The 25,811-nt window shown below is 74.1% G+C and carries 22 protein-coding genes and 1 pseudogene; 12 read left to right on the forward strand and 11 right to left on the reverse strand.

All coding sequences use genetic code 11. The features are described from left to right. Positions 1-45: 45 nt before the first annotated feature. Positions 46-2,403 carry a PQQ-binding-like beta-propeller repeat protein gene (locus MTR79_RS30855; protein ID WP_244792605.1) on the reverse strand — a complete coding sequence of 786 codons (2,358 nt, stop codon included), beginning with the start codon at positions 2,401-2,403 and terminating at the stop codon, positions 46-48. A 222-nt stretch (positions 2,404-2,625) separates the two neighbouring features. Next, positions 2,626-3,348 (reverse strand): VOC family protein, encoded by a 723-nt coding sequence (locus tag MTR79_RS30860; RefSeq protein ID WP_189364938.1) that lies wholly within the window; start codon positions 3,346-3,348, stop codon positions 2,626-2,628. Between the two features lie 134 nt (positions 3,349-3,482). Here MTR79_RS30860 and MTR79_RS30865 point away from each other — a divergent pair, with 134 nt between their 5' ends. The 4 genes from MTR79_RS30865 (at position 3,483) to MTR79_RS30880 (ending at position 6,892) form a co-directional block, all read left to right on the forward strand. Then, positions 3,483-4,118 (forward strand): TetR family transcriptional regulator, encoded by a 636-nt coding sequence (locus tag MTR79_RS30865; protein WP_102640660.1) that lies wholly within the window; start codon positions 3,483-3,485, stop codon positions 4,116-4,118. 218 nt (positions 4,119-4,336) lie between these two features. Then, the gene (locus MTR79_RS30870; protein WP_244792607.1) at positions 4,337-4,762 is read left to right on the forward strand and encodes a pyridoxamine 5'-phosphate oxidase family protein; all 426 of its coding nucleotides are present in this window, start codon (positions 4,337-4,339) and stop codon (positions 4,760-4,762) included. Between the two features lie 18 nt (positions 4,763-4,780). Next, positions 4,781-5,446, forward strand: a complete 666-nt coding sequence (locus MTR79_RS30875) for a pyridoxal 5'-phosphate synthase (protein WP_086703541.1) — start codon at positions 4,781-4,783, stop codon at positions 5,444-5,446. Between the two features lie 246 nt (positions 5,447-5,692). Continuing rightward, positions 5,693-6,892, forward strand: a complete 1,200-nt coding sequence (locus tag MTR79_RS30880; protein ID WP_244792609.1) for an NAD(P)/FAD-dependent oxidoreductase — start codon at positions 5,693-5,695, stop codon at positions 6,890-6,892. A 29-nt stretch (positions 6,893-6,921) separates the two neighbouring features. Here MTR79_RS30880 and MTR79_RS30885 read toward each other — a convergent pair whose 3' ends face one another. Beyond that, complete coding sequence (locus MTR79_RS30885; RefSeq protein ID WP_244792611.1) at positions 6,922-8,229, reverse strand: MFS transporter; 1,308 nt, start codon at positions 8,227-8,229, stop codon at positions 6,922-6,924. 72 nt (positions 8,230-8,301) lie between these two features. Here MTR79_RS30885 and MTR79_RS30890 point away from each other — a divergent pair. Further along, positions 8,302-9,306 (forward strand): annotated as a pseudogene (locus MTR79_RS30890) (helix-turn-helix domain-containing protein); the annotation flags it as partial. A 457-nt stretch (positions 9,307-9,763) separates the two neighbouring features. Here the strand turns inward: MTR79_RS30890 and MTR79_RS30895 are convergent. The 3 genes from MTR79_RS30895 to MTR79_RS30905 form a co-directional block, all read right to left on the reverse strand. Further along, positions 9,764-10,231, reverse strand: coding sequence for an ATP-binding protein (locus MTR79_RS30895; RefSeq protein WP_048457470.1), 468 nt, complete (start codon positions 10,229-10,231; stop codon positions 9,764-9,766). Positions 10,232-10,726: 495 nt separating this feature from the next. Beyond that, the gene (locus MTR79_RS30900; RefSeq protein WP_048457471.1) at positions 10,727-11,239 is read right to left on the reverse strand and encodes an EF-hand domain-containing protein; all 513 of its coding nucleotides are present in this window, start codon (positions 11,237-11,239) and stop codon (positions 10,727-10,729) included. A 173-nt stretch (positions 11,240-11,412) separates the two neighbouring features. Then, entirely contained in the window at positions 11,413-11,793 is a 381-nt protein-coding gene (locus MTR79_RS30905) for an STAS domain-containing protein (RefSeq protein ID WP_048457472.1), read from the reverse strand. A gap of 361 nt (positions 11,794-12,154) precedes the next feature. On the opposite strand from MTR79_RS30905, the gene MTR79_RS30910 reads away from it, so the two are divergent. Beyond that, positions 12,155-12,736 (forward strand): sigma-70 family RNA polymerase sigma factor, encoded by a 582-nt coding sequence (locus MTR79_RS30910; protein ID WP_189364936.1) that lies wholly within the window; start codon positions 12,155-12,157, stop codon positions 12,734-12,736. Then, positions 12,733-13,911 carry a maleylpyruvate isomerase N-terminal domain-containing protein gene (locus tag MTR79_RS30915; protein ID WP_086703528.1) on the forward strand — a complete coding sequence of 393 codons (1,179 nt, stop codon included), beginning with the start codon at positions 12,733-12,735 and terminating at the stop codon, positions 13,909-13,911. The genes MTR79_RS30910 and MTR79_RS30915 overlap by 4 nt, the downstream gene beginning before the upstream one ends. Positions 13,912-14,041: 130 nt before the next feature. Here MTR79_RS30915 and purU read toward each other — a convergent pair whose 3' ends face one another. Further along, a complete protein-coding gene (gene purU / locus MTR79_RS30920; RefSeq protein ID WP_048457475.1) occupies positions 14,042-14,923 on the reverse strand; it encodes a formyltetrahydrofolate deformylase in 882 nt (293 codons plus the stop codon). Between the two features lie 47 nt (positions 14,924-14,970). Further along, positions 14,971-15,417, reverse strand: a complete 447-nt coding sequence (locus MTR79_RS30925) for a hypothetical protein (RefSeq protein ID WP_051724593.1) — start codon at positions 15,415-15,417, stop codon at positions 14,971-14,973. 172 nt (positions 15,418-15,589) lie between these two features. On the opposite strand from MTR79_RS30925, the gene MTR79_RS30930 reads away from it, so the two are divergent. After that, complete coding sequence (locus MTR79_RS30930; RefSeq protein WP_086703524.1) at positions 15,590-16,897, forward strand: ABC transporter substrate-binding protein; 1,308 nt, start codon at positions 15,590-15,592, stop codon at positions 16,895-16,897. 63 nt (positions 16,898-16,960) lie between these two features. Here MTR79_RS30930 and MTR79_RS30935 read toward each other — a convergent pair whose 3' ends face one another. Together MTR79_RS30935 and MTR79_RS30940 are read right to left on the reverse strand one after the other, a co-directional pair. Beyond that, the gene (locus MTR79_RS30935; RefSeq protein ID WP_244792613.1) at positions 16,961-18,721 is read right to left on the reverse strand and encodes a hypothetical protein; all 1,761 of its coding nucleotides are present in this window, start codon (positions 18,719-18,721) and stop codon (positions 16,961-16,963) included. Between the two features lie 188 nt (positions 18,722-18,909). Continuing rightward, positions 18,910-20,295: a transcriptional regulator gene (locus tag MTR79_RS30940; protein ID WP_244792615.1), complete on the reverse strand. Its 1,386-nt coding sequence runs from the start codon at positions 20,293-20,295 to the stop codon at positions 18,910-18,912. Positions 20,296-20,604: 309 nt separating this feature from the next. On the opposite strand from MTR79_RS30940, the gene MTR79_RS30945 reads away from it, so the two are divergent. The 4 genes from MTR79_RS30945 (at position 20,605) to MTR79_RS30960 (ending at position 24,660) form a co-directional block, all read left to right on the forward strand. After that, entirely contained in the window at positions 20,605-21,267 is a 663-nt protein-coding gene (locus MTR79_RS30945; RefSeq protein WP_189365027.1) for a bifunctional DNA primase/polymerase, read from the forward strand. 77 nt (positions 21,268-21,344) lie between these two features. After that, positions 21,345-22,121, forward strand: a complete 777-nt coding sequence (locus MTR79_RS30950; RefSeq protein WP_244792617.1) for an ABC transporter ATP-binding protein — start codon at positions 21,345-21,347, stop codon at positions 22,119-22,121. Next, positions 22,118-23,710 (forward strand): transporter, encoded by a 1,593-nt coding sequence (locus MTR79_RS30955; protein ID WP_244792618.1) that lies wholly within the window; start codon positions 22,118-22,120, stop codon positions 23,708-23,710. The genes MTR79_RS30950 and MTR79_RS30955 overlap by 4 nt, the downstream gene beginning before the upstream one ends. A gap of 203 nt (positions 23,711-23,913) precedes the next feature. Continuing rightward, positions 23,914-24,660: an alpha/beta hydrolase gene (locus MTR79_RS30960; protein WP_086702630.1), complete on the forward strand. Its 747-nt coding sequence runs from the start codon at positions 23,914-23,916 to the stop codon at positions 24,658-24,660. A 38-nt stretch (positions 24,661-24,698) separates the two neighbouring features. Here the strand turns inward: MTR79_RS30960 and MTR79_RS30965 are convergent, their stop codons facing one another. Continuing rightward, entirely contained in the window at positions 24,699-25,577 is an 879-nt protein-coding gene (locus tag MTR79_RS30965) for an alpha/beta hydrolase (protein WP_189364934.1), read from the reverse strand. Between the last annotated feature and the right edge of the window lie 234 nt (positions 25,578-25,811).

The raw sequence follows: 25,811 nt of genomic DNA on the forward strand, positions 1-25,811 counted from the left end.
TCGGCACGACGGCCGTCCCGCGGGGACGCCGGGGACGCCCGCGTCTCACGCCGTCCGTGCCGTGCCCGTGCCCTTCTCCGCGTCCAGCGCGTACACACAGCGGTCCTTGCTGCACGCGTACACCACGCCGTCCCGCACCACCGGGGAGCCGGTGATCTCGCCGCCGGTCGCGAGCTTCCAGCGCAGCCGGCCGTCGTCGGCCTTCAGCGTGTACAGCAGGTGGTCGCTGGAGCCGAAGTGGATCCGCCCCTCGGCGACCGCGGGCGCGCCCACGATCTCGCCGCCGGACTGGAAGCGCCACTTGGGCGTGCCGGTGACCGCGTCCAGCGTGTAGAGGCCCTTGCCGCTGCCCACGTGGACATGGCCCGCGGCGACCAGCACCGGCTCGACCGAGGAGCGGGCCTCGGTGGCGATGCGCCAGCGGTCGCGGCCGTCGGTGGCGTCCAAGGCGTACACCGTGCCGAGGTAGTCGGCGAGGTACACCCCGCCGCCGGTGACCGCGGGGCCGGGCACGAAGGCGGGCGGGCACAGGAAGACGGCCGGGGCCTCGAAGTGCCAGCGGACGTGTCCGGAGGCGGCCTCCAGGGCGAGCACCCGGGTGCCTGCGCAGACATAGACGTAGCCGTCGGGCGCGGCGGTGAGGCGGACCGGGACGCCGCCGCAGGAGGCCGCGTCGCCGATCGGGTACGACCAGCGCTCCTCGCCGGTGCGGGCGTCCAGGGCGCGCAGCCGCGCGTCCTGCCAGACGTAGGCGGTGCCGTCGAAGAGGGCGGGCCCGGCCTCCGGGGACTCGAAGTCGGTCTGGCAGCCGGTGATCTCCCACAGCTTCTGCCCGGTGGACGCCTCCCAGCCCTGGACGCCGCCGCCGCGGGTGCCGGTGAGGACGGTGCCACGGTCGGCCTTGAGGGAGTACACCCAGGCGTCCGTGTTCAGCCGCCACAGGTCGCCGCCCTCGCGGGCGTCGAGCGCGTAGAGGGTGGGCCCGTCGGAGGCGTGGATGCGGCCGTCGGCGACCGCCATCGACCAGGCGACGTCCCGCGTCTTGAAGCGGCGCCGGCCGGTGGCCACGTCCAGGGCGTGCACCTCGAAGGAGGTGACGTACACCAGGTCGCCGGCCACGGCGGGCGTGCCCCACACGTCGTTGGACATGCGGAACCGCCAGGGGCGCCAGCCACCGGGCGGCTCCGGCTGCGCGGCGGGCGCCGGGGGCACGGGCGCGGCGGGCTCGGCGCCGTTCACGCCGGGGCGGGGCTTGGTCCAGGTCGCGGCCAGGGCGGCGGCGGGCGGGGGCGCCTGCACGGCGGCCGCGCGCGTGTCGGCGACGCGCGGGCCGGGACCGATGGGCACCGCGGCGCCCGCCAGCCGGACGGGGCCGGTGCCGGACGCGCCCACGGGGGCCGGCCGGGACGGGGGCGGCGGGACGACCGGGTCGTGCGGGGGCGGAGGCGGGACGTGGGGACGCGCGCCTCCCCCGCTGCGGCCGCTGTTCTGCGGCGGTCTGGCGGGGCGGCCGCCGCGGCGGGTCTCGATCAGGGCGACCGCCCGCTCGGGCAGCCACGCGGACGCCGTGCCGCTGTCGTCGGAGCCGGAGCCGAACAGGTGCGGGGCGAGCTGCGCCTGGAGGTCGGCGGGGTTGGGCCGGGCCGTGGGGTCCATCTGCATGCACGACTCGATGAGCGGCCGCAGCTCGTCCGGCAGGCCCTCGAGGTCCGGGCCCTCGCGCAGCAGCATGAAGACCGTCTCGACGGGGTTGGCGCCGTGGAACGGGGGGTGGCCGGTGGCGGCGAAGACCAGCATGGAGCCGAGGGAGAACACGTCGCTCGCGCCGGTGACGCTGCGGGAGTCCTTGGCCTGCTCCGGGGACATGTAGGCGGGGGTGCCGACGGCGACGTTGGTCATCGTCAGCCGGGTGTTGGACACCCCGGAGGCGATGCCGAAGTCGATCACCCGGGGGCCGTCCTCGACGACCAGCACGTTGGACGGCTTGAGGTCGCGGTGGACCAGGCCCGCACCGTGGATCGACTGGAGCGCCTCGGCGACGCCGGCGGCGAGCCAGCGCACGGCCTGCGCGGGCAGCGGCCCGCACTCGTTCACTATCTCCTCGAGCGAGGGGGCGGGGACGTAGGCGGTGGCCAGCCACGGCACGGCGGCGCGCGGGTCGGCGTCCACGACGGCCGCCGTGTAGAAACCGGAGACCGCGCGAGCCGCCTCCACCTCACGCGTGAAGCGCACCCGGAACAGCTGGTCCTCGGCCAGCTCGGTCCGGACCGTCTTGATCGCCACCCGCCGACCGGACGCCGAGCGCGCGAGATAGACCAGCCCCATGCCGCCGGCTCCCAGCCGTCCCAGCACCTCGAACGGCCCGATACGCCGCGGATCGTGCTGCGTCAGCTGATCCACCACTTGCCTGCCACCTCCCCGTACGCGTCGCGCCACCACCTGTGCGCGACCGTAGTGCAGCGTCTCACCACCGCACCGCCGTGGCGGCACGCACCCCGATTCTTCCTGTCCGGGCCCCCTGGTGCGAACCGGCCGACAAATCGGGTGTTCAGGTGTACATATGACTCGAATGGACGGTCGGACGGCGCACAGGAGACGGACCGCGGCGGCGCACCGAGCGTACGGTCAGCGCCGCAGCAGCGCGAAGGACGCCCCCTGATTGTCGGTGACGACGGCCGCCGTCCCGTACGACGTCTCGAAGGGCGGAACCTGCGTACGGCCGCCGAGCCGGGCGACCTGCTCCAGGGCGGGCTCCAGCTCCGTCACGGCGAAGTGGACGAGGAGGTGCGGCGGCATCTCGGGGGCGAAGACCTCGGAGACGGGCGCGCGTCCGAAGCCGGGGTCGGCGCCCTCGCCGAACAGGGCGTCGTGGAAGAGGTCTCCGTAGAAGGTGTTGGCCGTCTCCGTGTCCCGTGTGTACAGCTGGACCCAGGCGAAGGTGCCCGGCTCGTGACGGCGGCCGAAGCCGGTCGCGGTCCCGGGCTGCCAGAGCGAGAACACCGCGCCCTCGGGGTCGGTGACGAGCGCGGTGCGGCCGAGGTCGCCGAGCGGCGCCGGGGGCGCGACCACCTGTCCCCCGGCCGCGCGGATGCGCGCGCACAGGCCGTCGGCGTCCGGGGTGGAGAAGGACACCGTCCACACCGTCGGCAGCCGTCCGTCCGTCTTGCGCGCGAGGGAGGCGACGGGGTCGCCGTCCTTCAGCGCCCGGACCGCCCCGGTGGGCCGGCCCTCGAAGGTCCAGCCGAACAGCTCGCCGTAGAACCGCTTGCCCGCCTCCAGATCGGGCAGCTGCGCGTCCACCCAGCAGGGGGTGCCCTCCGTGTACTCCGACGCCCTGTTTTCGGCCATGCCGACAACGTAGCCGCGCCGCCCGCACCGCGCCGACCAGGCACACCAGGGATCTTCGGGCCCCGCACCCCATTTGCAGTCGGCCGAATCGCGCTCCCGAACCCCGTCGGTAAGCTGACGGCATGACAGGACAAGTGCGTACCGTCGACGGCCGGGTGGCCGGCCGGCGTGGGCAGGAGACCCGGCAGAAGCTGCTCGACTGCCTCAGCGAGATGCTCAGCTCGTCCCCGTACCGGGATGTCAAGGTCATCGACGTCGCCCGCCGTGCGGGGACCTCGCCGGCCACCTTCTACCAGTACTTCCCGGACGTCGAGGGCGCCGTGCTGGAGCTCGCCGAGACCATGGCGGGGGAGAGCGGCTCCCTGAGCGAGCTGGTCGAGGGACGCTCCTGGAGCGGGCGGGCCGGCTGGCAGACGGCACAGGAACTGGTGGACGGCTTCCTGGAGTTCTGGCGGAGGAACGACGCGATCCTGCGTGTGGTGGATCTCGGCGCCGCCGAAGGGGACAAACGTTTCTCCAAGATCCGTCTGAAGGTCCTCAACGCCGTGGAGGCCTCCCTCGCCGAGGCGGTCTCCGAGCTCCAGGCGAAGGGGCGGATCGACAAGGACGTCAACCCCGGCGCGGTCGCCGGGTCCCTGGTCGCCATGCTGGCGGCCGTGGCCTCGCACCAGAAAGGTTTCTCCTCCTGGGGCGTCAAGCAGGCCGAGATCAAGCCGAATCTGGCGCTGCTGGTGCACCTGGGCGTCACCGGGCGCAAGCCGACCAAGTAGCCGCGCGCGTCCCCGCTCCTCCCCCGCGACCTCGTCGTTCCTGTCATCCGGGCGGCGGTTCACTCCGGTGGACCGCCGCCTGTCGCGTTCCCGGGGGCGGTCCGGTTCCGATGGTGGGGGCACGACGCGCGGAACACCTCCCGGCCAGGCCGGTGTTGTACCGCCCGGCCGCAGGCCCGAGTGCACACCCCGACGTCGACGATGCTGGAGGAACCGCCATGGCCCTGTCCCGTGAAGAGCGCGAACAGTTCCTGTCCGAACCGCGCGTGGCCGCGTTCGCGGTGGACGCCGGCGAGGGCCGTGCCCCGCTGACCGTGCCGATCTGGTACCAGTACGCGCCCGGCGAGGACGTGTGGATCCTCACCGGGCTGCACTCCCGCAAGAACCGGCTGCTCCAGGCGGCGGGACGCTTCTCCCTCCTGGTGGAGCGCGTCGAGCCGACCATCCGCTACGTCTCCGCCGAGGGCCCGGTCGTCGACACCTCCCCCGCCACGGTCGAGAAGCTGCGGGAGATCTCCGCGCGCTACCTGCCCGCCGAGAAGGTCGAGGGGTACGTCGACTTCGCGTGGAAGAACCACGGGGAGCAGGTCCTCGTGCGGATGCGGCCGGAGCGGTGGGTGTCGTCGGACCTGGGGTCGATCTGAGGGCCGACAATCGGCCGCATGGAATCCGACCTTCACGCACTGCTGCGGTCCCTGCGGGTGTGGGACCCGGCCGTCACCGATCTGCGCCCCTTCGCCGCCGAGCGGGCTCCCGCCGAGCCCCTGCCGCTGTTCGCGCGGTGGCTCCGGGACGCCGCGGCGGCCGGTCAGCCCGAGCCGCACACCATGTCCCTGGCGACGGCGGACGCGGACGGCCTGCCGGACGTACGGATCGTGATGCTGCACGGCGCGGACGAGCGGGGCTGGTCGTTCGCCACGCACGCGCACAGCCGCAAGGGCGGGCACCTCGCCGCCCGCCCGTACGCGGCCCTCACCTTCTACTGGCCGGTCCTGGGCCGCCAGGTGCGGGTACGGGGTCCCGTCACGGCCGCCCCGCCCGAGGAGGCCCAGGCGGACCTCCACGCCCGCTCCACGGGCGCGCTGGCCTCCGCCCTGACCGGCCGCCAGAGCGCGGTGCTCGCCTCACCCGAGGAACTCGCCCTCGCCTCGGAGGCCGCCTGGGAGGAGGCCCGCCGGGCCCCTGACACGCCGGCCCCCTCGTGGACCCTGTACCACCTCGTTCCGGAGGAAACGGAGTTCTTCCAGGGTGACGCGGACCGCCGCCATGTGCGGCTGCGGTACCGCAAGCAGGGGGAGGGGTGGGTGAGGGAGCTGCTGTGGCCGTGAGGGGATCGCCACGCGCCTGAGGGGAGGCGTCCCACCGCCGGCGTGGATCACGGCTCCTGCGGGGCCGGGTCCGCCGCCAGGCGGGCGTGGAGGCGGGTGTCGCGGAACGCGTCGTGGCGGGCGGGGGCGCCGCGGAGAAGACAGGGGGACGGTGAACACGCGATCACGACATCATGTGATCATTCCGCAACCAATTCCGGTCTTGACCGAGACCCATCAACCGTGTGCCGGATTACGCTCGCGGTCATGGCCGACTCCACCACCTCCGCGCAGCCCGCCGCGCCCCTCCGGGCGGACCGCCCCGTCTACGTCGTCGGCGGCGGCCCCGGTGGACTGTCCGTCGCGTACGCCCTGCGCGCCCACGGGGTGCGGGCCGTCGTCCTGGAGCGTTCCGAACGGGTCGGCGACTCCTGGCGCCGTCACTACGACCGGCTGCACCTGCACACCACCCGGCGCCGGTCCGCGCTGCCCGGCCTGCCGATGCCCCGCCGCTTCGGACGCTGGCCGTCCCGCGACGACGTGGTCCGCTACCTGGAGAAGTACGCCGAGCACCATCGTCTGGAGATCGTCACCGGCGTCGAGGTGTCCCGCGTCGAGCGCACCGAGGACGGCACCGGCTGGCTGCTGCGCGCCACCGGCGGACGCGAGCTGACCGGCGCGGCGGTCGTCGTCGCCACCGGCTTCAACCACACGCCGCGCGTCCCCGGCTGGCCCGGACGGGACACGTACACCGGGGAGTTGCTGCACGCGTCCCGGTACCGCGACGCCAAGCCGTTCGCCGGGCGGGACGTGCTGGTGGTGGGCGTCGGCAACACGGGTGCCGAGATCGCCGTGGACCTGGTGGAGGGCGGCGCCTCCCGGGTGCGGCTGGCGGTGCGGACCCCTCCGCACATCGTGCGCCGCTCGACGGCCGGCTGGCCCGCGCAGTACTCCGGGATCCTGGTGCGCCGGCTGCCGGTGCCGCTGGTCGACCGGATCAGCCGCCTCCAGGCGCGGATCGCGGTGCCGGACCTGTCCGAGCACGGTCTGCCCCGCCCGGAGACCGGGCTCTACAGCCGCGTCCTGGAGGGCGCGATCCCCGTGCAGGACGTCGGTCTGATCGACGCCGTACGCAAGGGCGAGGTGGAGGTGGTCGCCGCCGTGAAGGGCTTCGAGGAGGGCGAGGTGCTGCTGGCCGACGGCGAGCGGATCGCGCCGGACGCGGTGGTCGCGGCCACCGGATACGAGCGCGGCCTGGAGGGTCTGGTCGGCGGCCTCGGGGTGCTGGACGAGCGGGGCAGACCCGTGGTCCACGGCGCCCGTACCCCGGACGGCGCCCCGGACCTGTACTTCACCGGCTTCACCAACCCGATCAGCGGCAACCTCCGCGAGATGGCCCTGGACGCCCGGCGCATCGCCCGCGCGGTCGCCCGCAGCGGCCAGGCGTCCCGGCTGCCGGGCGCCTGACCGTCAGGGCGTCCGCCCCTCGGAACGCCTCAGCTCGCCGTGAGAACCGCAGGCCGCTTGCGGATCACCAGCGCCATCAGCGCCGCCGCCGCGCACAGCGCGCCCGACGCGAGCCACACCACGTCGTACGAGCCGAACGCGTCCCGCGCGAGGCCCCCGGCGAAGGCCACGATCGCCGCGCCCACCTGGTGCGACGCCAGCACCCAGCCGAAGACGATGGGGCTGTCGTCGCCGTAGTGCTCCCGGCACAGCGCGAGGGTGGGCGGCACGGTGGCGACCCAGTCGAGACCGTAGAAGACGATGAACAACAGCATCGGCGGGTGCACGGAGGGCGCGAGCAGCAGGGGCAGGAAGAGCAGGGAGACGCCGCGCAGCGCGTAGTAGACGGCCAGCAGCCGGCGCGCGTCGAAGCGGTCGGTGAACCAGCCGGACGCCACCGTGCCGACGACGTCGAAGACGCCGATGACGGCGAGCAGGGACGCGGCGGTGGTGATGGGCATGCCGTGGTCGTGCGAGGCGGGCACGAAGTGGGTCTGGATCAGCCCGTTGGTGGAGGCGCCGCAGATCGCGAACGTGCCCGCGAGCAGCCAGAACGGGCCGGTGCGGGCGGCCGAGCCGAGCACGGTCAGCGCGCGCCGGGCGGCCCCGGGCACGGGCGCCGGCTTGGGCACGAACTCCTTCGCCCCGTACGGCTTCTGGCCGACGTCCGCGGGGTGGTCGTGCAGCAGCAGCCAGACGAACGGCACCACCGCGAGCGCGGCGAGCGCCACCGTCACCGCCGCGGGCCGCCAGGAGTACCGGTCGACGATCCACGACAGCAGCGGCAGGAAGATCAGCTGTCCGGAGGCGGACGCGGCGGTGAGGATGCCGCTGACCAGGCCGCGCCGCTCGGTGAACCAGCGGTTGGTGACGGTGGCGGCGAAGGCCAGCGCCATGGAGCCGGAGCCGAGGCCCACCAGCAGGCCCCAGCAGAGCATCAGCTGCCAGGCGGCGTTCATCCACACGGTGGCGCCGGACCCGGCCGCGATCACGGTCAGCGCGACGGCGACGACCCGGCGGATGCCGTAGCGGTCCATCAGAGCCGCCGCGAACGGGGCGGTGAGGCCGTACAGCGCCAGGTTGAGGGAGACCGCGGCGCCGATGGTGCCCCGCGACCAGCCGAACTCCTCGTTCAGCGGGTCGATGAACAGTCCGGGCACGGCGCGGAAGGCGGCGGCGCCGATGATCGTCACGAAGGTGACGGCGGCGACGAACCAGGCGCGGTGCACCCGGCGGCGGGTCGGCGTGCGGCCGCTCGCGGGCGGCCCGACGGCGGCGGTCTTGCTGGTCGTGGTCACGCCGTACAGCGTCGGGCAAGCATGTCCGCTTCAACGAGTGGCCCGAGGGACAGCATTCGCTAGGATCGGGCCATGCCTTCGCATCCGGTCGAGCCACCCCGCTCCCCCGCCGGCCACCGGCCCCACCGCGTGGTCGTCCTCGCCCTCGACGGCCTGCTGCCGTTCGAACTGGGCATCCCGCACCGTGTGTTCGGCCGCCCCCGGGACGAGCGGGGGCGCCCGCTGTACGAGGTGGTCACCTGCTCGGTCCGGCCGCCGGGACCGGTGGAGACGGACGCCGACTTCACCATCCACGTGCCGCACGGCCCGGAGGCCCTGGCCACCGCCGACACGGTGGTCGTACCGGCCTCCTACGAGCTGGGCCCGGTCTTCGAGCGGGGCGAGCTGACGGACGAACTGGCCGACGCGCTCGGCCGCATCCCGCCGACCGCGCGCATCGCCTCCATCTGCACGGGCGTCTACGTCCTCGCCGCCTCCGGCCGCCTCGACGGCCGTCGTGCCACCACGCACTGGGCGGATGCGGAGCGGCTCCAGCGGCTGTTCCCGAAGATCGACGTGGACCCGGACGTGCTGTTCGTCGACGACGGCGACATCCTCACCTCGGCGGGCGTGGCGGCCGGGATCGACCTGTGCCTGCACATGGTGCGGCGCGACCACGGCGCCGCCGTGGCCAACGACGTGGCCCGGCGCACGGTGGTGCCGCCGCACCGGGACGGCGGCCAGGCGCAGTACATCCGGCTTCCGGTGCCGGACCCGCAGCAGGCGTCCACGAGCGGTGCCCGCGCCTGGGCGCTGGGCCGGCTGCACGAGCCGGTCCAGCTGCGCGACATGGCTGCGCGTGAGTCGATGTCGGTGCGCACCTTCACCCGGCGCTTCCGGGAGGAGACCGGGGTCAGCCCGGGGCAGTGGCTCACCCGGCAACGGGTGGAGCGGGCGCGGTACCTGCTGGAGACCACCGAGCTGACCGTGGACCAGGTGGCGAGGGACTCCGGGTTCGGGACGGCCCAGTCCATGCGGGCCCACCTCCAGGCGGCCCTCGGTGTGACCCCCACGGCCTACCGGCGTACCTTCCGGGCGGCCTCGGAGCGCGGGGAAGGGGCGGCGGTCGCGGTCCGAGTCCCGCACGCGCCCGCTCGTCCACAGGCTGTGGACGAGGAACGGCCCCGCGGCGGTGCGGCGCCGCTCACCCCGAGCACGACAGCCCCGCACCGCCCTGCGGCTCCGGCGGCCCCGCCAAGGTCCCCCACCTCCGGGAGGCATGCGCCGGATCACGACCCACACTCGCCGAGGACCCCCGTCGCGGTGCCCTCGCCGTCCCCTCGCGGCGAATCGCTGACGACCAGCGTGATCACCCGGTGACGGCACGTCAATACCGTTTCGATCAGTGATGCGGCGTTCGCGGCAATTGCCCGTTCAGTCGGGTCGGCGCACGGGAGCACGCCCGGCGCACCGGATCACGCACGGCACCGGAACGCCGTCCCGCCGTGCCCCCGTGCCTCCCCGAAGGAGCGGCAACCGTCGGGGCGCGGAGCGCTCACACCGCCTCGTACGCCAGCCCGTCGTACGTCACCGCGCCGCCGCCGCAGGAGGCGCGGGCGGCGTCGGACGCCGTGCCGCAGCGGTCGAGTTCGCACCAGATGCGCTTGCCGGCGCCCTCGGTGCTCCAGCCCCAGCGGTCGGCCAGCCCGTCGACGAGGGCGAGCCCGCGCCCGCCGGTCGCCTCGTCGCCCGCGCAGCGCGGCACCGGCGCCCTGCCGCTGCGGTCGGCGACCTCCAGGCGGACGGTGACCTCCTCGGCCGCGTCCGCGCCGGGCAGCGAGAGCCTCAGGACGGCCGGGCAGCCCGTGTGCACCACGGCGTTGGTGACCAGCTCGGAGACGAGCAGGATCAGCGTCTCGGCCAGCGGTTCGTCGGCCCCTATGCCGGACCCGGCCAGCCGTGAGCGGGCCCAGCGCCGGGCCCGCCCCACCTCAGCGGGGTCGGGCCGGATCTCCAGCTGCACTTGAAGCACCTGCACCGCTCACACCATCCGAACCGGCGGACACTTGGACTCGCGCCTCACGAGGGCCACGATCCTAGCCATTTTCTGCATGCCCAGAACAATGGCCAGGACCGGGATCACGGACCGTGACTCCCTTGCGGGACAGCATGGTTGACGTACAGTCACCTCAACAAGCGCTTCGGGCATATTCCAGCGCGAAGGAGTACCCGTGCGGCATACTGTGCGACGCTTGCGGCGCGGACTCGAACGGAGCGCGGCGCACGGCCCGTTGACCCCACGAACACCCGGAGGGACGGCGCCTCGGGCAACGGCCTCGAGGGCGGCCCTGCCGCGGCGGACGCTCACGACGACTCGCATCCCGCACAACGTACCGGACTCGCCGCCCGACTCCGGGCCGTGACGATGGAACTCACCCGACCCGGGGCCGTACGGACGCTGCGTGATCAGGAAAATGCCACGATCGGCGACACGGACGGGGGGCGGACGCCCGGCGCGTCACTCGGGGACGGTGAAATAACGGGCGAACGCGGAGACGATGTCCTCCTCGCCGATCCGCCCGTCCCCGTCGGTGTCCAGCTGTGCGGCGGTCTCCGCGGCGAGGTCCCCCTCGACACCCAGCACCTGGAGCACGCGCGCGGTGTTCTCCACGCCGACGGCTGAGTCGCCGGTGGTGTCCGCGACGGCGAGCGCCGCGTGCAGGAAGGGGCGGGCGATCTCGGCGAAGCGCTCCGGGTTGTCCCGCAGCCGCTTGAGCGCGCCGGTCACGAATTCCTCGCGGGTGATGCGCTGGTCGCCGTCCCGGTCTGCGATGCCGGCCATGCCCTGCCAGAACGCCTCGGCGCCGACGTACAGGGCCTGGCCCCGGTCGGAGCGGGCCGCCGTGCCGAACTCGGCGAGCAGCGCCTTGGCCGCCGCCATGAAGTCCTCGCGGTCGATGTAGCCGTTGCCGTCCTGGTCGAAGCCGGCGAAGCGGGCCGCGATCCTGCGCTCGTACTCGCTGGTGACCATGTCTTGTTCAGGCCGCCTTAGGTCGGAGGGGTCGTCTCGCTGGGAGCGTACGGGGTGAGAGGGCGCGGGGGAGCCGGAAAGAGGCGCTTGGACCAGGACCGGGGGAACACCGGGACACACGTGTGACACGTGTGAGCGGCCACGCGCGGGCCGTGGGGTGGGGAGGCGGGGCCTCAGGCCGAGAGCGGGCGGGCGTCCTCGTCGACGGCGGACGGCACGTCCGGGTGGACCTCGAACAGCCGGCGCACCCCGAGGGCGCCGAGCACCTTGTTGACGTGGCTGCCGTCGGCGGCGCCGCGCGCGGGCAGGATCAGCCGCAGCCGGCCCTGGCAGGAGCGCAGCAGCCGCCGGGACGCGATGAGCACACCCACCCCGCTGGAGTCGCAGAACCACACCTCGGAGAGGTCGAGGACGAGCCGGTGCCGTCCTTCCGCCACGACGTCGTGCACCCGCTGCCGCAGCACCGGGGACGTCACCAGGTCCAGCTCGCCGGAGACCCGGAGGACGGCCCATTCGCCGTTCTCCTGGTCGGTCACTTTGAAGGTCACCACCACGCCCCTCGCTCGCCGAAACGGAAGCAATGCCTACGCTTCCTTGCTGCGCGGCTGCCCACCGGCCGTTCCCTGAAACACGGCCCCAGAAACGGTTACCGAACAGAAGAGGCTTGTTTTGGTCGCGATCGATCCGATTCGATCGGTTCCGATCGACGGACGACGGGGCAGACATGACCCGCACGCCGTGCCATCTGCGCGGGCGACCCTGTACCACGGAAGGCGCCGCGAGGGGCGCACATTGCCACAAAGGGGCGTGCACGCACGTCCATGGCGACTACATTCGTGGCGTCGCCGGTCACACGCCGGACCCGGGAACCGACCACCCCGGGGCCCGCGGGACGAACAGGGGGTGAGGGACCGCATGCGGAAGAAGGACGCGCCGCCCCGCTGGGACCGCGGGATGCAGCAGCGGCTCGCCCGCGGGGAGGCGGCCGCCCTGGGCGAGCTCTACGACCGCTTCGCGTCCCTGGTGCACGGCCTCGCCCACCGCGTCCTCGGGGACGAACACGCGGCCGACACCGTCACCCGCGACGTCTTCGCCCTTGTCTGGCAGCACCCCGACGCCTACGACCCCCGGCAGGGCCCCCTGCGCAGCTGGCTCGCCGCCCTGACCAACCGGCTGGCCGTGGAGCGGCTGCGCACCACCGGGACCGCCGCGCTCGCCCGGGGCGGCCCCGGCACCGCCGAGGACCTGGAGCGCAAGGTCCGGCACGCCTCGGTGGCCGCCCGCGCCGACTACATCGTCCAGTCCATGCCGGCACCCCTGCGGGCCGCGCTGGAACTGGCCTACTTCCAGCGCCGGGACTACCGGCAGACCGCCGCCGACCTCGGCGTCACCGACGAGGAGGCCCGCCGTCGGCTGCGCCTCGGCCTCCAGCTGCTGGCCACCGCCCACGACGCAGGCGCGCCGGGCGCACCGCCCGGGATCGGAGGTGCCGCGTGAGCGGGCGCGGCCCCGGGCCGTACGACGACCGCGGATCCCTCGCCGCCGGGCCGGACGAGCTGCTTCCGGAGCCGGAGCACCAGGTGCTGAAGTCGCTGCTGGGCGCCTGGGCGCTGGCCGCCTGCGCGCCCGCCGAGGCCGACGCCGTCGAGGAACACCTCGGCGTCTGCGGTCCCTGCGCGGACGAGGCGCTGCGGCTGCGTGAAGCCGTGGGCCTGCTCCAGCGGCCCGAGAGCCTCGACCTGAAACCCGCGCTGCGCACCCGCGTCCTGGAAGCCTGCCTGGAGCGGCGCCCGCCGCGCATCCCGGTCCCCGACTGGGCCGCCGCCTACGACGCCGAGACCGCCCGGCTCGACGCGCTGCTCCAGGACTTCGGCGACAACGAGTGGCACGCCCCGGTGCGGCTGCGCTGGTACGAGGGCGACGAGGCGAGCAGCCGTCGCACCACCGTCGCGGGGGTCATCGCCCACCTCATGACCGTCGACGGGCTGGTCGCGGTCGCCCTCGGCCTGGAGGACCCGCTCGGCGAGGTCCGGCCCGAGCGGCCCACGCCCTCCGGCCGCACCGAGGCGTACTGGCGGGCCGCCCGCTTCCCGCCCACCCGGTCCGTCCGCGGCCCCTGGCGGGAGCAGAGCCACCGGCTGATCCGCACGGTCTCCTTCACCGGCAGCGACACCGGCCGCATGACCGTCCCCTACGGCGACTTCGCGCTGCCGCTGCACGACGCGATGCTGGACCGGGCCTTCGAGTGCTGGGTCCACGCGGAGGACATCGCCGAGGCGGTGGACTATCCGTACGACCCGCCCGCCGGACGCCATCTGCACGACATGGTGGACCTCGCGGCCCGGCTGCTGCCGGTGGTGCTGGAGCAACGCCGCCACCACGGACTGGCGGCCCCCGTGGAGCGCCGGCTGGTGGCCGCGGGCGAGCCGGGGCGCAGCCTGCGGCTGGAGATCGAGGGGTCGGGCGGCGGGGAGTGGCTGATCCCGCTGGACTCGCCGTCGGCGAAGGGGTCCGCGGAGCACGAGGTGGCTCATGTCGCGCTGGACGGGGCGGAGTTCTGCCGGCTGGCGGCCGGTCATGTGCCGCCGCGGGAGGCTGCCGCCGGGCAGGAGGGTGACCGGGAGGCGATCAGGGACGTGCTGCTCGCCGCCGCTAGCTTGAGCAGGATGTAAGGGCGCGTTGCGTTTCGTCGGCGGGTGCGGGCCGCAGGGGGCGTTCGCGCAGTTCCCCGCGCCCCCTGAGGGGGCGCGGGGAACTGCGCCAGCAACCGCAGTCGCCGACGAGACCCGAAAGCCCCGCCTCTCAGGCGAACACGACCGTACGGCGGCCGTTCAGCAGAATCCTCCGCTCCGCATGCCACTTCACCGCCCGCGCCAGCGCCTGGCACTCCACGTCCCGCCCGATGGCGACGAGCCCCTCGGGCGTGACGTCGTGCGACACCCGCTCGACCTCCTGCTCGATGATCGGCCCCTCGTCCAGATCCGCGGTGACGTAGTGGGCGGTCGCGCCGATCAGCTTCACACCCCGCGCATGCGCCTGGTGATACGGCTTCGCACCCTTGAAGCTCGGCAGGAAGGAGTGGTGGATGTTGATGATCCGCCCCGACAACTGCTTGCACAGGTCGTCCGACAGCACCTGCATGTAGCGGGCCAGCACGACGAGTTCGACCTCGTCCTCCCGCACGATCTCCAGCAGCCGCGCCTCGGCCTCCGCCTTGGTGTCCCTCGTCACCGGGATGTGGTGGAAGGGGATGTTGTAGGAGGCGACGAGCTCGGCGAAGTCGGTGTGGTTGGACACCACCCCGGCGATCTCCACGGGCAGTGCCCCGGTCCGCGCACGGAACAGCAGGTCGTTCAGGCAGTGCCCGAACTTGCTCACCATCAGCAGGATGCGCATCTTCTCGTCGGCCCGGTTGATCTGCCAGTCCATCTGGAAGGAGTCGCCGATCGCCGCGAAGCTCGCCCGCAGCTTCTCCACCGTGACCGGGGCCTCGGCGGAGAAGTGGACGCGCATGAAGAACAGGCCCGTGTCGTGGTCGCCGAACTGCTGACTGTCCTCGATGTTGCAGCCGGTCATGAACAGGTAGCTGGACACGGCGTGCACGATGCCCTGCTTGTCGGGGCAGGACAGCGTGAGGACGTACTGGTCGGCAGGTGCCGCGGCTCGGGTGGACTGCTCGCTCATGGGGAAAAGGGTCGCACACCCGCACCGGCGCCCGGCCGGTCGTCCCGCTACGCGGAACGCGTCATGATGCGCAGCACCTCGAGCGTGCTGGGCACGGCGTCCGGATCGTCGCCGTCGCTCGCCGCCATCCGTACGTGCGCGTCCCGCGCGGCGCGCACCGCCTCCGGCCAGCCCTCGTGCTCCAGGTACGCGGTGACCGGGGCGTCCGGCCCGACCTGGTGCATGATCCGCAGCACGCGCAGCACGGCGGTGTCGACGAGCGCGGCCTCCTGCGAGTCGCGGAAGATCGTGCCGACGTACTTCTCGGCGGACCAGTTGTCCAGCCAGGTGTCCTCGACCAGCCGGTACACGGCGTCGGTGACGTCCCCGTAGCCGGGCACGCCGGCCAGCCAGACGTCCCGCTGGAAGGCGGGGTCGGAGAGCATGTGCAGCGCGGAGCGCACATTGCTGCGCCAGCGCCACCACGGCATGTCGTTGAGTGGCATGCCGCCCATGGTGGAGGAGCGACGGCCACGACGGGAAGAGTTCTCCGAACCTTGCACGGTCGTCGATCGTACGTTTCCGCTCCGTACGCGCCGGACGGGCCCCCGCAATTCACCTCCGCGTCACCTCCCGTCGACCGAGCGTCACGGAGCGGTTCGCCGTGTGAGGGAATGGTGCGGGGACATGACCGGCAGGCGACGCATCCGCAGCACCGTCCTCCCCCGCTCCCTCGTCCGGCCCGCGCGCGCCGGCGCCCTGTCCGCGGGCGCGCTGGCGGCGTGCGCCGCGCTGGTCGCCGGCTGCGGGATCGTCCCCGGAGTCACGGAGGGCCCGGGGGACGACACGATCACCGTGATGACCTGGGCGCCCGAGAACGCCGGCGCGACCACCAAGCCCGGCATGCCCGCGTTCGCCGAGGCCTACGGCCGCTGGGTGAACGCCCACGGCGGCATCGGCGGCCGCCCGCTGAGGGTGCTGACCTGCGACGAACGCGACGACGCGGTGGCCGCGGCGCGCTGCGCCCGGCGCGCGGTCGCGGAGAACGCCGTCGCCGTGGTCGGCTCGTACAGCCAGCACGGCGACGCCTTCCTGCCCACGCTGGAGACCGCCGGCATCCCGTACATCGGCGGTTACGGCCTCACCCACGACGAGTTCACCAGCCCTCTGTCCTACCCCGTCAACGGCGGACAGCCCGCGCTGCTCGCCGGGCTCGGCCGCACCCTCGCCGACGCGTGCGGACCGGTCGCCCTGGTGCGGCCCGACACCATCGCGGGCGACCAGCTGCCGCCGCTGCTGGACTCCGGCCTCGCGGCGGGCGGCCACGACCCGTCCGGCGACCTGCGCGCCGCCGAGGCCGCGACCTCCTACGGCGACACCGCCGAGCGTGCGCTGGAACACGCGGCCGCCGGCACCGGGGAGCGGGGCTGTGTGGTGCCCGCGCTCGGCGACCGCACCGGCATCTTCATGGACTCCTTCCGGCGCGCCCGCGCCGAGCACCCCGAGGTGCGCACCGCGACCGTGCTCGGCAGCGTCGACCAGACGGTGCTGGACGCCTCCGGGGGCGCGTCGGGACCGTACGAGGGGGCGTACGTCACCGGCTGGTACCCGGAGGCGGGTGACGCGCGCTGGGACCCGATGAAGGAGGTCGTCCGGGCGGAGGCCTTCGGCGACAACCGCATCGACCCGGCGGACGCGGGCGTGCAGACGACATGGATCGCCTACACGGTGCTCCGCCAGGCCGTGGAGTCGCTCGGGGACGGCGAGGTCACCGCGGACACGGTGACCGCCGCCCTGGACGGCGGCCTCAAGGTCACCACGGGCAACGTCACCCCCACCCTCCGCTGGAAGTTCCAGGACACCCTGGCCTCCATCGGCCTCCCCCGCCTGGTCAACGCGAACGTCACGCTCCACGTGGTGGAGAAGGGCCGCCTCACCGCGGCGGCGGACGGCTTCACGGACGTGACGTCCACCTTGCGGGACGCGGCGCTGTGAGAGGGGGCGCGGGGAACTGCGCGCCCAGCCCCCACGCACCCGCACCCGCAGCCGGGCGCGACCTCACAACTGCGTAGGAGCCCGCTCGGTCAGTCCGTACTGACGAGCGATCACGTTCCACAGGTCCGAGGCCTTCTTCTTCTGCTCGGTCGCGGTCCCGCTCTCCCGGTTTCCCGCGGCGGTCTGCTCGGTGTTCCGGGCAGACCCCTTCTTGCACCCCTTCTTCCCCTTGGTCTGGTCCGCCCACTTCGCGTAGTGGTCGTCGGCCGAGGCGGACGCCTGCCACGCCTTCCGCAGCGCCTCGCTGAGCGCCTCGTGCTGGGGCAGCTTGTCCACGGAGAGCTCGGACAGGTCGGTCACGAGCTGCTTCCGCTGCTTGGCGGCCTCCCGCAGGTCGGACGCGGCCCTGCCGAGGTCACGGCACGCCTTGACGTCCTCGACCGCGTTGATCACGCTGCTGCGGCTGTCGCCGCTGTGCGCGAGCAGCTTGTCCAGCTCGACGGCCTGCTCGCGGGCGGGGTCCACGGTCGGCGACGGCGAGGCCTCGGTGCTCGCGGGCGCGGTGGCGGAGACGGGCTGGTTGGTGTTGGCGTCGTCGTCCTTGCTGCCGCTGCCGAGCAGGGCGCCGGCACCGACGCCGACGACGGCGAGGCCGACGCCGACCGCGGCGATCAGCGGCCAGCGCGGGCCGCCGTTGCCACCGCCACCGCCGCGTCCGCCGCCGTGGCCCGAGACGGGCGGGGCGGGCGGTCCGGGCGGAGTGCGGTCGGCCCGGGCGGGACGGCCGTAGTCCATGCGCGGCATCTGCTGTGTGGCGCCGGCCGCGCCGTCGTCGTTGCGGAAGAGGTTGTCGAACTCGGCGGGCGGCTGCCGGTTCGCGTCGCCCTGCGCGGCGCCGTACGGCTGAGGCGGCCCCTGGTCGGTGACCGGGGCGATGAACTGGGTGGCCTCGGCGTCCGGGTTGCCCGGCTGCGGCAGCGGGCCGGGGGCGCCCTGCGCATGGGGGACGCCGAGGTCGCGGGTGTGCTCCGCGGCGGGCATCTCGGGCGGCAGCGCGCCCGGGGCGACCGGGGGTATGTACTGGGTCGCACCCTCGTCGGCGCCGCCCGCCGGGACCGGCGGTATGACCTGCGTGGCACCCTCGTCGGCGCCGGGTACGGGAGGCGGGAGCGGGGCGCCGTGGGCGGGCGGGTAGCCGTACCCGCCGCCGGGCGCGGCATAGGCGGCACCGTTCTGCGGGGGCAGCTGGCCGCCCGCGGTGTGCCCGCCGTAGGCGGCGCCTCCGGCGGCCTGGGCGTAACCGTCCATGGCGGCGTACCCGCCGACCTGGCCGTACGCGTCCTGTCCGCCGTGCGCGGGCGGGTAGCCGCCCTGGGACGGGGTGCCCTCGGGCGGCAGCGGCCCGGGGCCGCCCTGGGCCTGCGCCCCGGCGTCCCAGGAGGGCTGACCGCCCTGAGCGTACGGCTGCTGGGCGGGCTGACCGCCGTGCCGGCCGTGCTGCGGCGGGCCACCCTGCTGCTGATGGCCGGCGTCCCATCCGGACGGCGGCTGCTGCTGCCACTGCCCGTCGTTCGCCGACGGCCATTCCTGGCCCGTGGACGGGGCCGCTGCCTGCTGGTCGGGGCCCCAGGGGTTCCCCCAGGTCTGGCCGCCGGGCGGCGCCGAGGCGGGGAACCCGCCGGCGGACGGTCCGTCCGCACCGCCGGGCGCGACCGGACCGGACGTCATGCCCGGCAGCAGGGGCTCACCACCGTCCGAGGGCAGCACGATGCCTTCGCGCGCGGGGCGCGCCGAGGGCTCCTCGCCCTGTCCACTCTGCGTCACCGGGACTCCTACCAATGGGGGACCTTGTGAATCGGGCTCACGCTACCGGGTCCCCGGAGCCCGGTGCCACGCAGCACAGAACCGGACCTCCTGCCCTGTGAGCGCGGTAACAAAACCAGGTCACCGCACGCTGCTTGCGTCCCCTCCTTCCCGTCCGCCTCCGGTGCCGCAAGGGAATGTCGCGTACGTCACGCAGCCGTCCGGAGCTCCATCCGCGCCCCGAACTCCCGCACCACCGGCTCCTCCCGGTACGGCTCGAGGCGCTGCTGGAGGTCCTCCAGATACTCCGCGCCCCGGTTGGAGCGCAGCCCGCCCAGCAGCTCGGCGGCCTTCAGACCGGTGGCGCAGGCCTGTTCGATCTCGCGCTGCTGCACCTGGGCGGTGGCGAGCAGCACATAGCCGATGGCCCGGCGCCGTGCGCGGGTGGGCGGGTGGCCGTCCAGCGACTCCCGCGCGCACCGCGCGGCGGCCTCCGCCTGGCCGAGGTCGCGGTGGCAGTGCGCCAACTCGTCCGCCAGGTAGGCCTCGTCGAAGTGCGCGATCCACGGCGGGTCGTCGCCCGAGCCCGGGTCGGCCGCCTCCAGGGCACTCACCGCGCGGCCCGCGGCGGCGTGCGCGGCCGGGGCGTCGCCCATCAGCGCGTGACCGCGGGCCTCCGCGGCGAGGAACATGGCCTCCGCGCGCGGTGTCACGCGCCCCCGTGCGCCTTCCTGGGCGGCGCGTGCCAACTGGGCGATCTCGCGCGGATTTCCGAGCTCCGCGGCGAGGTGGCTCATGGACGCGGCGAGCACGTACCCGCCGTAGCCGCGGTCACCGGCGGCCTGCGCGAGCCGCAGCGCCTGGATGTAGTAGCGCTGAGCCAGGCCCGGTTGACCGGTGTCGACGGCCATGTACCCGGCCAGCTCCGTGAGTCGGGCGACGGCGGCGAACAGGTCCCGCCCCACCGCCTCGCGGTACGAGCCGGCCAGCATCCCCGAGACCACGCTGTTGAGGTAGTGCACGACGACCGGGCGGACGTGCCCGCTGCCGTACTGGTGGTCCAGCGCGACCAGCGCCTCCGTCATGGAGCGCACCGCCGCCACGTCCGACTGGCCCACGCGCGGGCCGGTGTTGCGCGCGACCTGACCGTCGGGTGCGGAGATCAGCCAGTCCCGGCTGGGCTCCACCAGCGCGGACGCGGCGACGGACGAGCCGGACAGGAAGTCCCGCCGCCCCACGTCGCTGCGCCAGAGCTCGCAGACCTGCTCGATGGCTCCCAGCACCGTCGGCGAGAACTGGAGCCCGACCCCGGACGCGAGGTTCTTGCCGTTGGCCATGCCGATCTCGTCGATCGTGACCGTGCGGCCCAGCTTGCGGCCCAGCGCCTCCGCGATGACGGCCGGCGCCCGGCCCCGCGGCTGCTGTCCCCGCAGCCAGCGGGCCACCGACGTCTTGTCGTAGCGCAGGTCGAGGCCGTGCTCCGCGCCGCACATGTTGACCCTGCGGGCCAGTCCGGCGTTGGAGCATCCGGCTTCCTGGATGAGCGCCTGCAGCCGTTCGTTCGGCTGCCGGGCGACGAGCGGCCTTGCGGCCATGGCGTACCCCCTGAGGCTGCGGTGCCTGCCCACGCACCGGGTTGACGTGTTGTCCGCGGCCGTACGTCTCACGTCGTCCCGGCGAGACATCCGGCCGGGAGGATCAATGCCCCGTCGACATACCGACAATGCGGGACATGTGAGAATTGCCGGGGTATCGACGGTTGCCGACCCCCCTCCTGGTTACCCCGACGCGGTGGCGGATCCTCCCGCGCGCCCCCATGGATGCACCCATGCGCCCCGGGGACGGGCCCGATGCCCCTCCCCCGCGCATACGGCAGGGCGTAACCCCTGGTGACGGGTGAAGTTGTGTTCATCGTGGAAGAGACGATCGTGGGCGCCGACGCCGTACAGATCCCGAAGCAGCGCGGGGAATCGCTGCTGGACACCGCCGTGCGCTATGCCGAGGAGCGCCACTGGGACGTGGTGCCGGGCACCTGGACCGAGGTCGTCGACGGGGTGCACGTCTGCTCGTGCGGTGACGCGTCGTGCCCGGCACCCGGCGCGCACCCGGCGGAGCCCGGCTGGGCGGACCTGGCGACCGGGAGCGCCGGCGCCGCGCGGCGGATGTGGCAGAAGCAGCCCTGCGCCTCGGTCCTGCTGCCCACGGGGCGGGCGTTCGACGCGCTCTCGGTGCCGGAGACGGCCGGTCTGCTGGCGCTGGCGCGCATGGAGCGGATGGGGCTCACGCCGGGCCCGGTGACCCTGACGCCGTACCGGCGCACGGAGTTCTTCGTCCTGCCCGGTGCGGCGGCGAAGCTTCCGCATCTGCTGCGCACGCTGGGCTGGACGGCGTCGTCGCTCGACCTGGCCGTGCTGGGCGAGGGGGCGTACGTAGCCGCGCCGCCGACCCGGGTCGGGCGTCACGGGGCCGTGCAGTGGGCCCGCCGACCCACCCAGGAGAACCGCTGGCTGCCGGACGCGGAGGAGCTGCTGCCGTCGCTGGCGTACGCCTGCGGCCGGGACCGGTGACGGGGGCGCCGCCCCGCTCCCCCGGCCCGCGTGCCGTGGTCCGCTCCCCGTAGGCTCGGGAGTCGACGGAGGGAGACGTGGTGGGCGCTGTTGCCGTACACGTGCAGGGGCTGTGGAAGCGGTTCGGGGAGCAGGTCGCCGTCGGCGGGATCGACCTGGAGCTGCCCGCGGGGCGGTTCATCGGTCTGGTCGGGCCGAACGGCGCCGGGAAGACCACCACCCTGTCCATGGTGACGGGGCTGCTCCGCCCGGACCAGGGCACCGTCGAGATCGCCGGGCACGACGTGTGGCGCGACCCGGCGCAGGTGAAGGCCCGGATCGGCGTGCTGCCGGAGGGACTTCGCCTGTTCGAGCGGCTGTCCGGGCGTGAACTGCTCGCCTATACGGGTCGGTTGCGGGGGCTGCCCGGCGAAGAGGTCGACAAGCGGGCCACCCAGCTGCTCGACGTCCTCGACCTGGCGGGCGCCCAGCACAAGCTCGTCGTCGACTACTCCACCGGCATGCGCAAGAAGATCGGCCTCGCGGCAGCGCTGCTGCACAACCCCGAAGTGCTGTTCCTGGACGAGCCGTTCGAGGGCGTCGACCCGGTGTCCGCGCAGACCATCCGGGGCGTCCTGGAGCGCTACACCGCCTCCGGCGCGACGGTGGTGTTCTCCTCCCACGTGATGGAGCTGGTGGAGTCGCTGTGCGACTGGGTGGCCGTGATGGCCGCCGGCCGGATCCGCGCCCACGGTCCGCTCGCCGAGGTGCGCGGCGACGCGCCGTCCCTGCAGCGGGCGTTCCTCGAACTCGTCGGCGCGGACAGCCGCGACGCCGGGTCCGACCTCGACTGGCTGGGCGGTGGCGCCCGGTGAGCGCGCCCGCCCTCACCCCGGTCGTCGTCCGGCTGAAGCTGTCGCTGCTGCGCAACGGCCTGCGCCAGTCCGGCGGGCGCCGCGCCGCCTGGATCGCCTCCGCCGTCGTCGCGCTGCTGTTCGCCGCGCTCCAGCTGCTCGGTCTCGTGGCGCTGCGCGGCGTCGGCGGCGCGGAGTCGCTGGTGGTGCTGCTGGTGGCGGTGCTGGCGCTGGGCTGGGCGGTGATGCCGCTGTTCTTCCCCGGCGGCGACGAGACGCTCGACCCGACCCGTCTGGTGATGCTGCCGCTGCGCCCGCGGCCGCTGGTGCGGGCCCTGCTGACCGCGTCCTTGGTGGGCATCGGGCCGCTGTTCACGGTGTGCCTGCTGGTCGGCTCGGTGATCACCGTCGCCCGTGGCGCGGCGGCGTGGGCGGTGGGCGTCGTCGCCGTGCCGCTGGCGCTGTTGGTGTGCGTGGCGCTGGCGCGGGCGGTGGCCGCGGCGAACGTACGGCTGCTGACCAGCCGCAAGGGGCGGGACCTGGCGGTGCTCAGCGGTCTGGTCGTCGCGATCGGCGCGCAGGTCGTCAACTTCGGGGCACAGCGGCTGGGTTCGGGGGGCCTGGAGCAGCTCGACCCGGTCGCGGCGGTCCTGCGCTGGCTGCCGGGCGCGTCGGCGATCGGCGCGGTGCACACGGCCGGCGAGGGGGCGTACGGGGTCGCCGTGGCGCAGCTGGCGGTGAGCGCGGCGGCGCTCGTGATGCTCCTCGCGCTGTGGTCGCGCATCCTGACCCGGCTGATGACCGCGCCGGACGGCTCCACCCTCCAGGCGGGCGACTCCGCGGTCCGCGACCGCCCCTCCACGGGGCTCGCGCGCCTGCTGCCGTCGGGCAGGACCGGCACGGTGATGGAGCGCAGCCTGCGGTACATCTGGCGCGACCCGAAGACGAAGGCCGCGTGGGTGACGTCGCTGGCGATCGGCCTGATCGTGCCGGTGTTCAACGCCTGGCAGGGCACCGGCTCGGTGTACTTCGCCTGCTTCGCGGCCGGGATGCTCGGCATCCAGATGTACAACCAGTTCGGGCAGGACACGTCCGCGTTCTGGATGGTCGCGATGACGATCTCCTCCGCCCGCGACGCCTACGCGGAACTGCGGGCCCGCGCCCTGGCGCTGCTGCTGATCACCCTCCCGTACGCCACGCTCGTCACGGTGCTGACGACGGCGATGCTGGACGACTGGGCACGGCTGCCTGAGGCGCTGGGCCTGTCCTTCGCGCTGCTCGGCGCGATGCTCGCCACCGGCGCCTGGACGTCGGCGCGGTTCCCGTACTCCGTGCCGCAGGAGGGCTACAAGAACGTGGCCCCCGGGCAGGTGGGCCTGGCGTGGATCTCCATCTTCGGCGGCATGATGGCGGCGGCCCTCCTCTGCCTCCCGGTCATCGCCGCGACCATCTGGCTGAATCTCAGCGACGCGGGCCAGGACCTGCGCCTGCTCCTCCTCCTGGCCGGCACGGCCTACGGCGCCCTCCTCACCTTCGGCGGCCTCCGCCTGGCCGCCCCGCGGACGGCGGCGCGGCTGCCGGAGATCGTGACGGCGGTGAGCAAGGGGTGAGGGGCCTTGCCCGGTGCCGGGCGAAATCCCGTGGAAGCCGGACCGGGACCCTGCTAGCGTCCGCCCGGACCGTGCCTGGACCGAGGAGGTGGTACCCGTGACCGCAGCAGCAACGACATGGGTGCTCCCCTCCGGGGTCACGGTCGGGTGACAGGCAGGTCGCCCGGGAGCGCCGTAGCAGCGCACTCCCGGAAGGCACGACCATGCACTTCACCTCGGAACTCCTCCTCGACGACGGCGTCCTCGAACGCCGCTTCACCCTCGACGGCATCCCGGGCCTCCTGTGGACGCCCGCGGACGCGTCCGCTTCCACGCCGGCTCCGCTGATCCTGCTGGGCCACCCGCCGCTCGGTCTCGGCGCGATGTACCCCCGCCTGGTGGCGCGCGCCCGGCACGCGGCGGCGGACGGCTTCGCGGCCGCCACGATCGAACTGCCCGGCAGCGGCGACCGCCCGGCCCGGCCCGCCTTGAACCAGGCTCGCGAGGACCTCCGCCGCGCGATGCGGGCGGGAGAACCGGTCGGCGACGACCTCGTGGACGCCCTCGTCCTCCCCTTGGTCGACGCGGCGGCCCCGGAATGGCGGGCGGCACTGGACGCCCTGCTCTCGCTCCCCGGGATCACCGGCCCGGTCGGCGTCTCGGGCGGCCTGATCTCCCTCGGCGTCCGGCTGACGGCGACGGACCCGCGCATCGCGGCCGCGGTGCTCTTCGCGGGGAGCTTCGTCCCCCGCGTGATGTTCGAGGAGGCCCGCCGGGTCACGGTCCCGCTGCACGTCCTCCTCCAGTGGGACGACGAGGGCAACGACCGCGCGTCGGCCCTGGCCCTCTTCGACGCCTTCGCCTCCCGGGACAAGTCCCTCCACGCCCACCTGGGCGGCCACACAGGCGTCCCGGCCGCGGCGGCGGAGGCGGCGGCGGGGTTCTTCCGACGGCATCTGAAGCAGGCGTGATCCAAGGCCCGGGGCCCGGCGGCGTCCGGGGCCCCGGGCTACTCCCCGTCGAGCGAGTCCAGGAACGGCTCGATCGCGGCGAGCCAGGCTTCGGGCTGGTCGTAGTGGACGAGGTGGCCGGCGTCGGAGACCTCGGCGTACTGGCCTCGGGGGAGGACGCGAACCATCTCCTGGGCCTCGGCGCGGCCCAGTTCGCCGTCGAGGCCGCGGACGACCAGGGCGGGGCAGCGGACCTGGGCGAGTTCCTCCCAGTGGGCGTCGTAGACCCACGTCTCGCGGGAGCGGAGCATCTGGTCGGGGTCGAAGACGGGGCGCCAGCCGTCGGGGGACTCGGCCATCACCTCGGCGTAGAACTCGCCGCGGGCCGGGTTGGGGCGCTCCACCCAGGGGTCGTCCTCGCCGAACCACTTCCGTACGTCGGCGAGGGTGGCGAAGGGGACGGGCCAGGACGCGAACCACTCCGCCCACTCGCGCTGCGAGGCGCCCCCGAGGGAGGAGGCACGCATGTCGCAGATGACCAGGCCGCGGACCAGGTCGGGGCGTTTGGCGGCCAGCTGCCAGGCGGTGAGGGCGCCCATCGCGTGGCCGATCAGGACGGCGGGGCCGAGGCCGAGCTGCTCCAGGGCGGCCTCCGCGTCGTCGACGTAGGCGTCGCGGGTGAAGGCGCCCTCCGGGGGCTTCTCGCTGCGGCCGTGGCCGCGCTGGTCGAGGGCGACCGCACGGTGCCGCGCGGAGAGGCGGCGGGCGGTGGACGCCCAGTGCGAGGCGCGGCCCATCAGGCCGTGCAGTAAGAGCACGCCGGGCGCGTCCGGCGCGGTTCCCTCCTCCGGACCGGCTCCGGCCTTGGCCGGGTCGCCGAACTCCCAGGCGGCCAGGCGTACGCCGTCCGCCCCCGTCACGTCGATGCGTCGCGCCACGGTCTGGCACCCCCCACGCTCGCTGCCTGCCCACTGACCCTGTCCGTCGCCGGTGCTCCGGCCCCCGCCGGTCACCGGACTCTGCCTGTTGCCACTGCCGCACGCTATCGAATGGGTATTCGAAAATGCTCCTCTCTCCGGCAACACCCCTCTTTCGAGTGACCCCGCGCGGGGATTGACCGGCGCGGGCCGGGGGAGATCTTCAGCGGGAGGCGGACCGCTCGGGGAAACCGG

This window comes from Streptomyces sp. BJ20 (genome assembly GCF_022869105.1).
GTDB lineage: Bacteria > Actinomycetota > Actinomycetes > Streptomycetales > Streptomycetaceae > Streptomyces > Streptomyces griseoincarnatus.

Coding starts and splice junctions, on each gene's coding strand:
- MTR79_RS30860 (WP_189364938.1), bottom strand. CDS start 3,348: ATGGCCGAAAACAGGGCGTCGGAGTACACGGAGGGCACCCCCTGCTGG.
- MTR79_RS30870 (WP_244792607.1), top strand. CDS start 4,337: ATGGCCCTGTCCCGTGAAGAGCGCGAACAGTTCCTGTCCGAACCGCGC.
- MTR79_RS30875 (WP_086703541.1), top strand. CDS start 4,781: ATGGAATCCGACCTTCACGCACTGCTGCGGTCCCTGCGGGTGTGGGAC.
- MTR79_RS30880 (WP_244792609.1), top strand. CDS start 5,693: ATGGCCGACTCCACCACCTCCGCGCAGCCCGCCGCGCCCCTCCGGGCG.
- MTR79_RS30900 (WP_048457471.1), bottom strand. CDS start 11,239: ATGGTCACCAGCGAGTACGAGCGCAGGATCGCGGCCCGCTTCGCCGGC.
- MTR79_RS30910 (WP_189364936.1), top strand. CDS start 12,155: ATGCGGAAGAAGGACGCGCCGCCCCGCTGGGACCGCGGGATGCAGCAG.
- purU (WP_048457475.1), bottom strand. CDS start 14,923: ATGAGCGAGCAGTCCACCCGAGCCGCGGCACCTGCCGACCAGTACGTC.
- MTR79_RS30925 (WP_051724593.1), bottom strand. CDS start 15,417: ATGGGCGGCATGCCACTCAACGACATGCCGTGGTGGCGCTGGCGCAGC.
- MTR79_RS30930 (WP_086703524.1), top strand. CDS start 15,590: ATGACCGGCAGGCGACGCATCCGCAGCACCGTCCTCCCCCGCTCCCTC.
- MTR79_RS30940 (WP_244792615.1), bottom strand. CDS start 20,295: ATGGCCGCAAGGCCGCTCGTCGCCCGGCAGCCGAACGAACGGCTGCAG.
- MTR79_RS30960 (WP_086702630.1), top strand. CDS start 23,914: ATGCACTTCACCTCGGAACTCCTCCTCGACGACGGCGTCCTCGAACGC.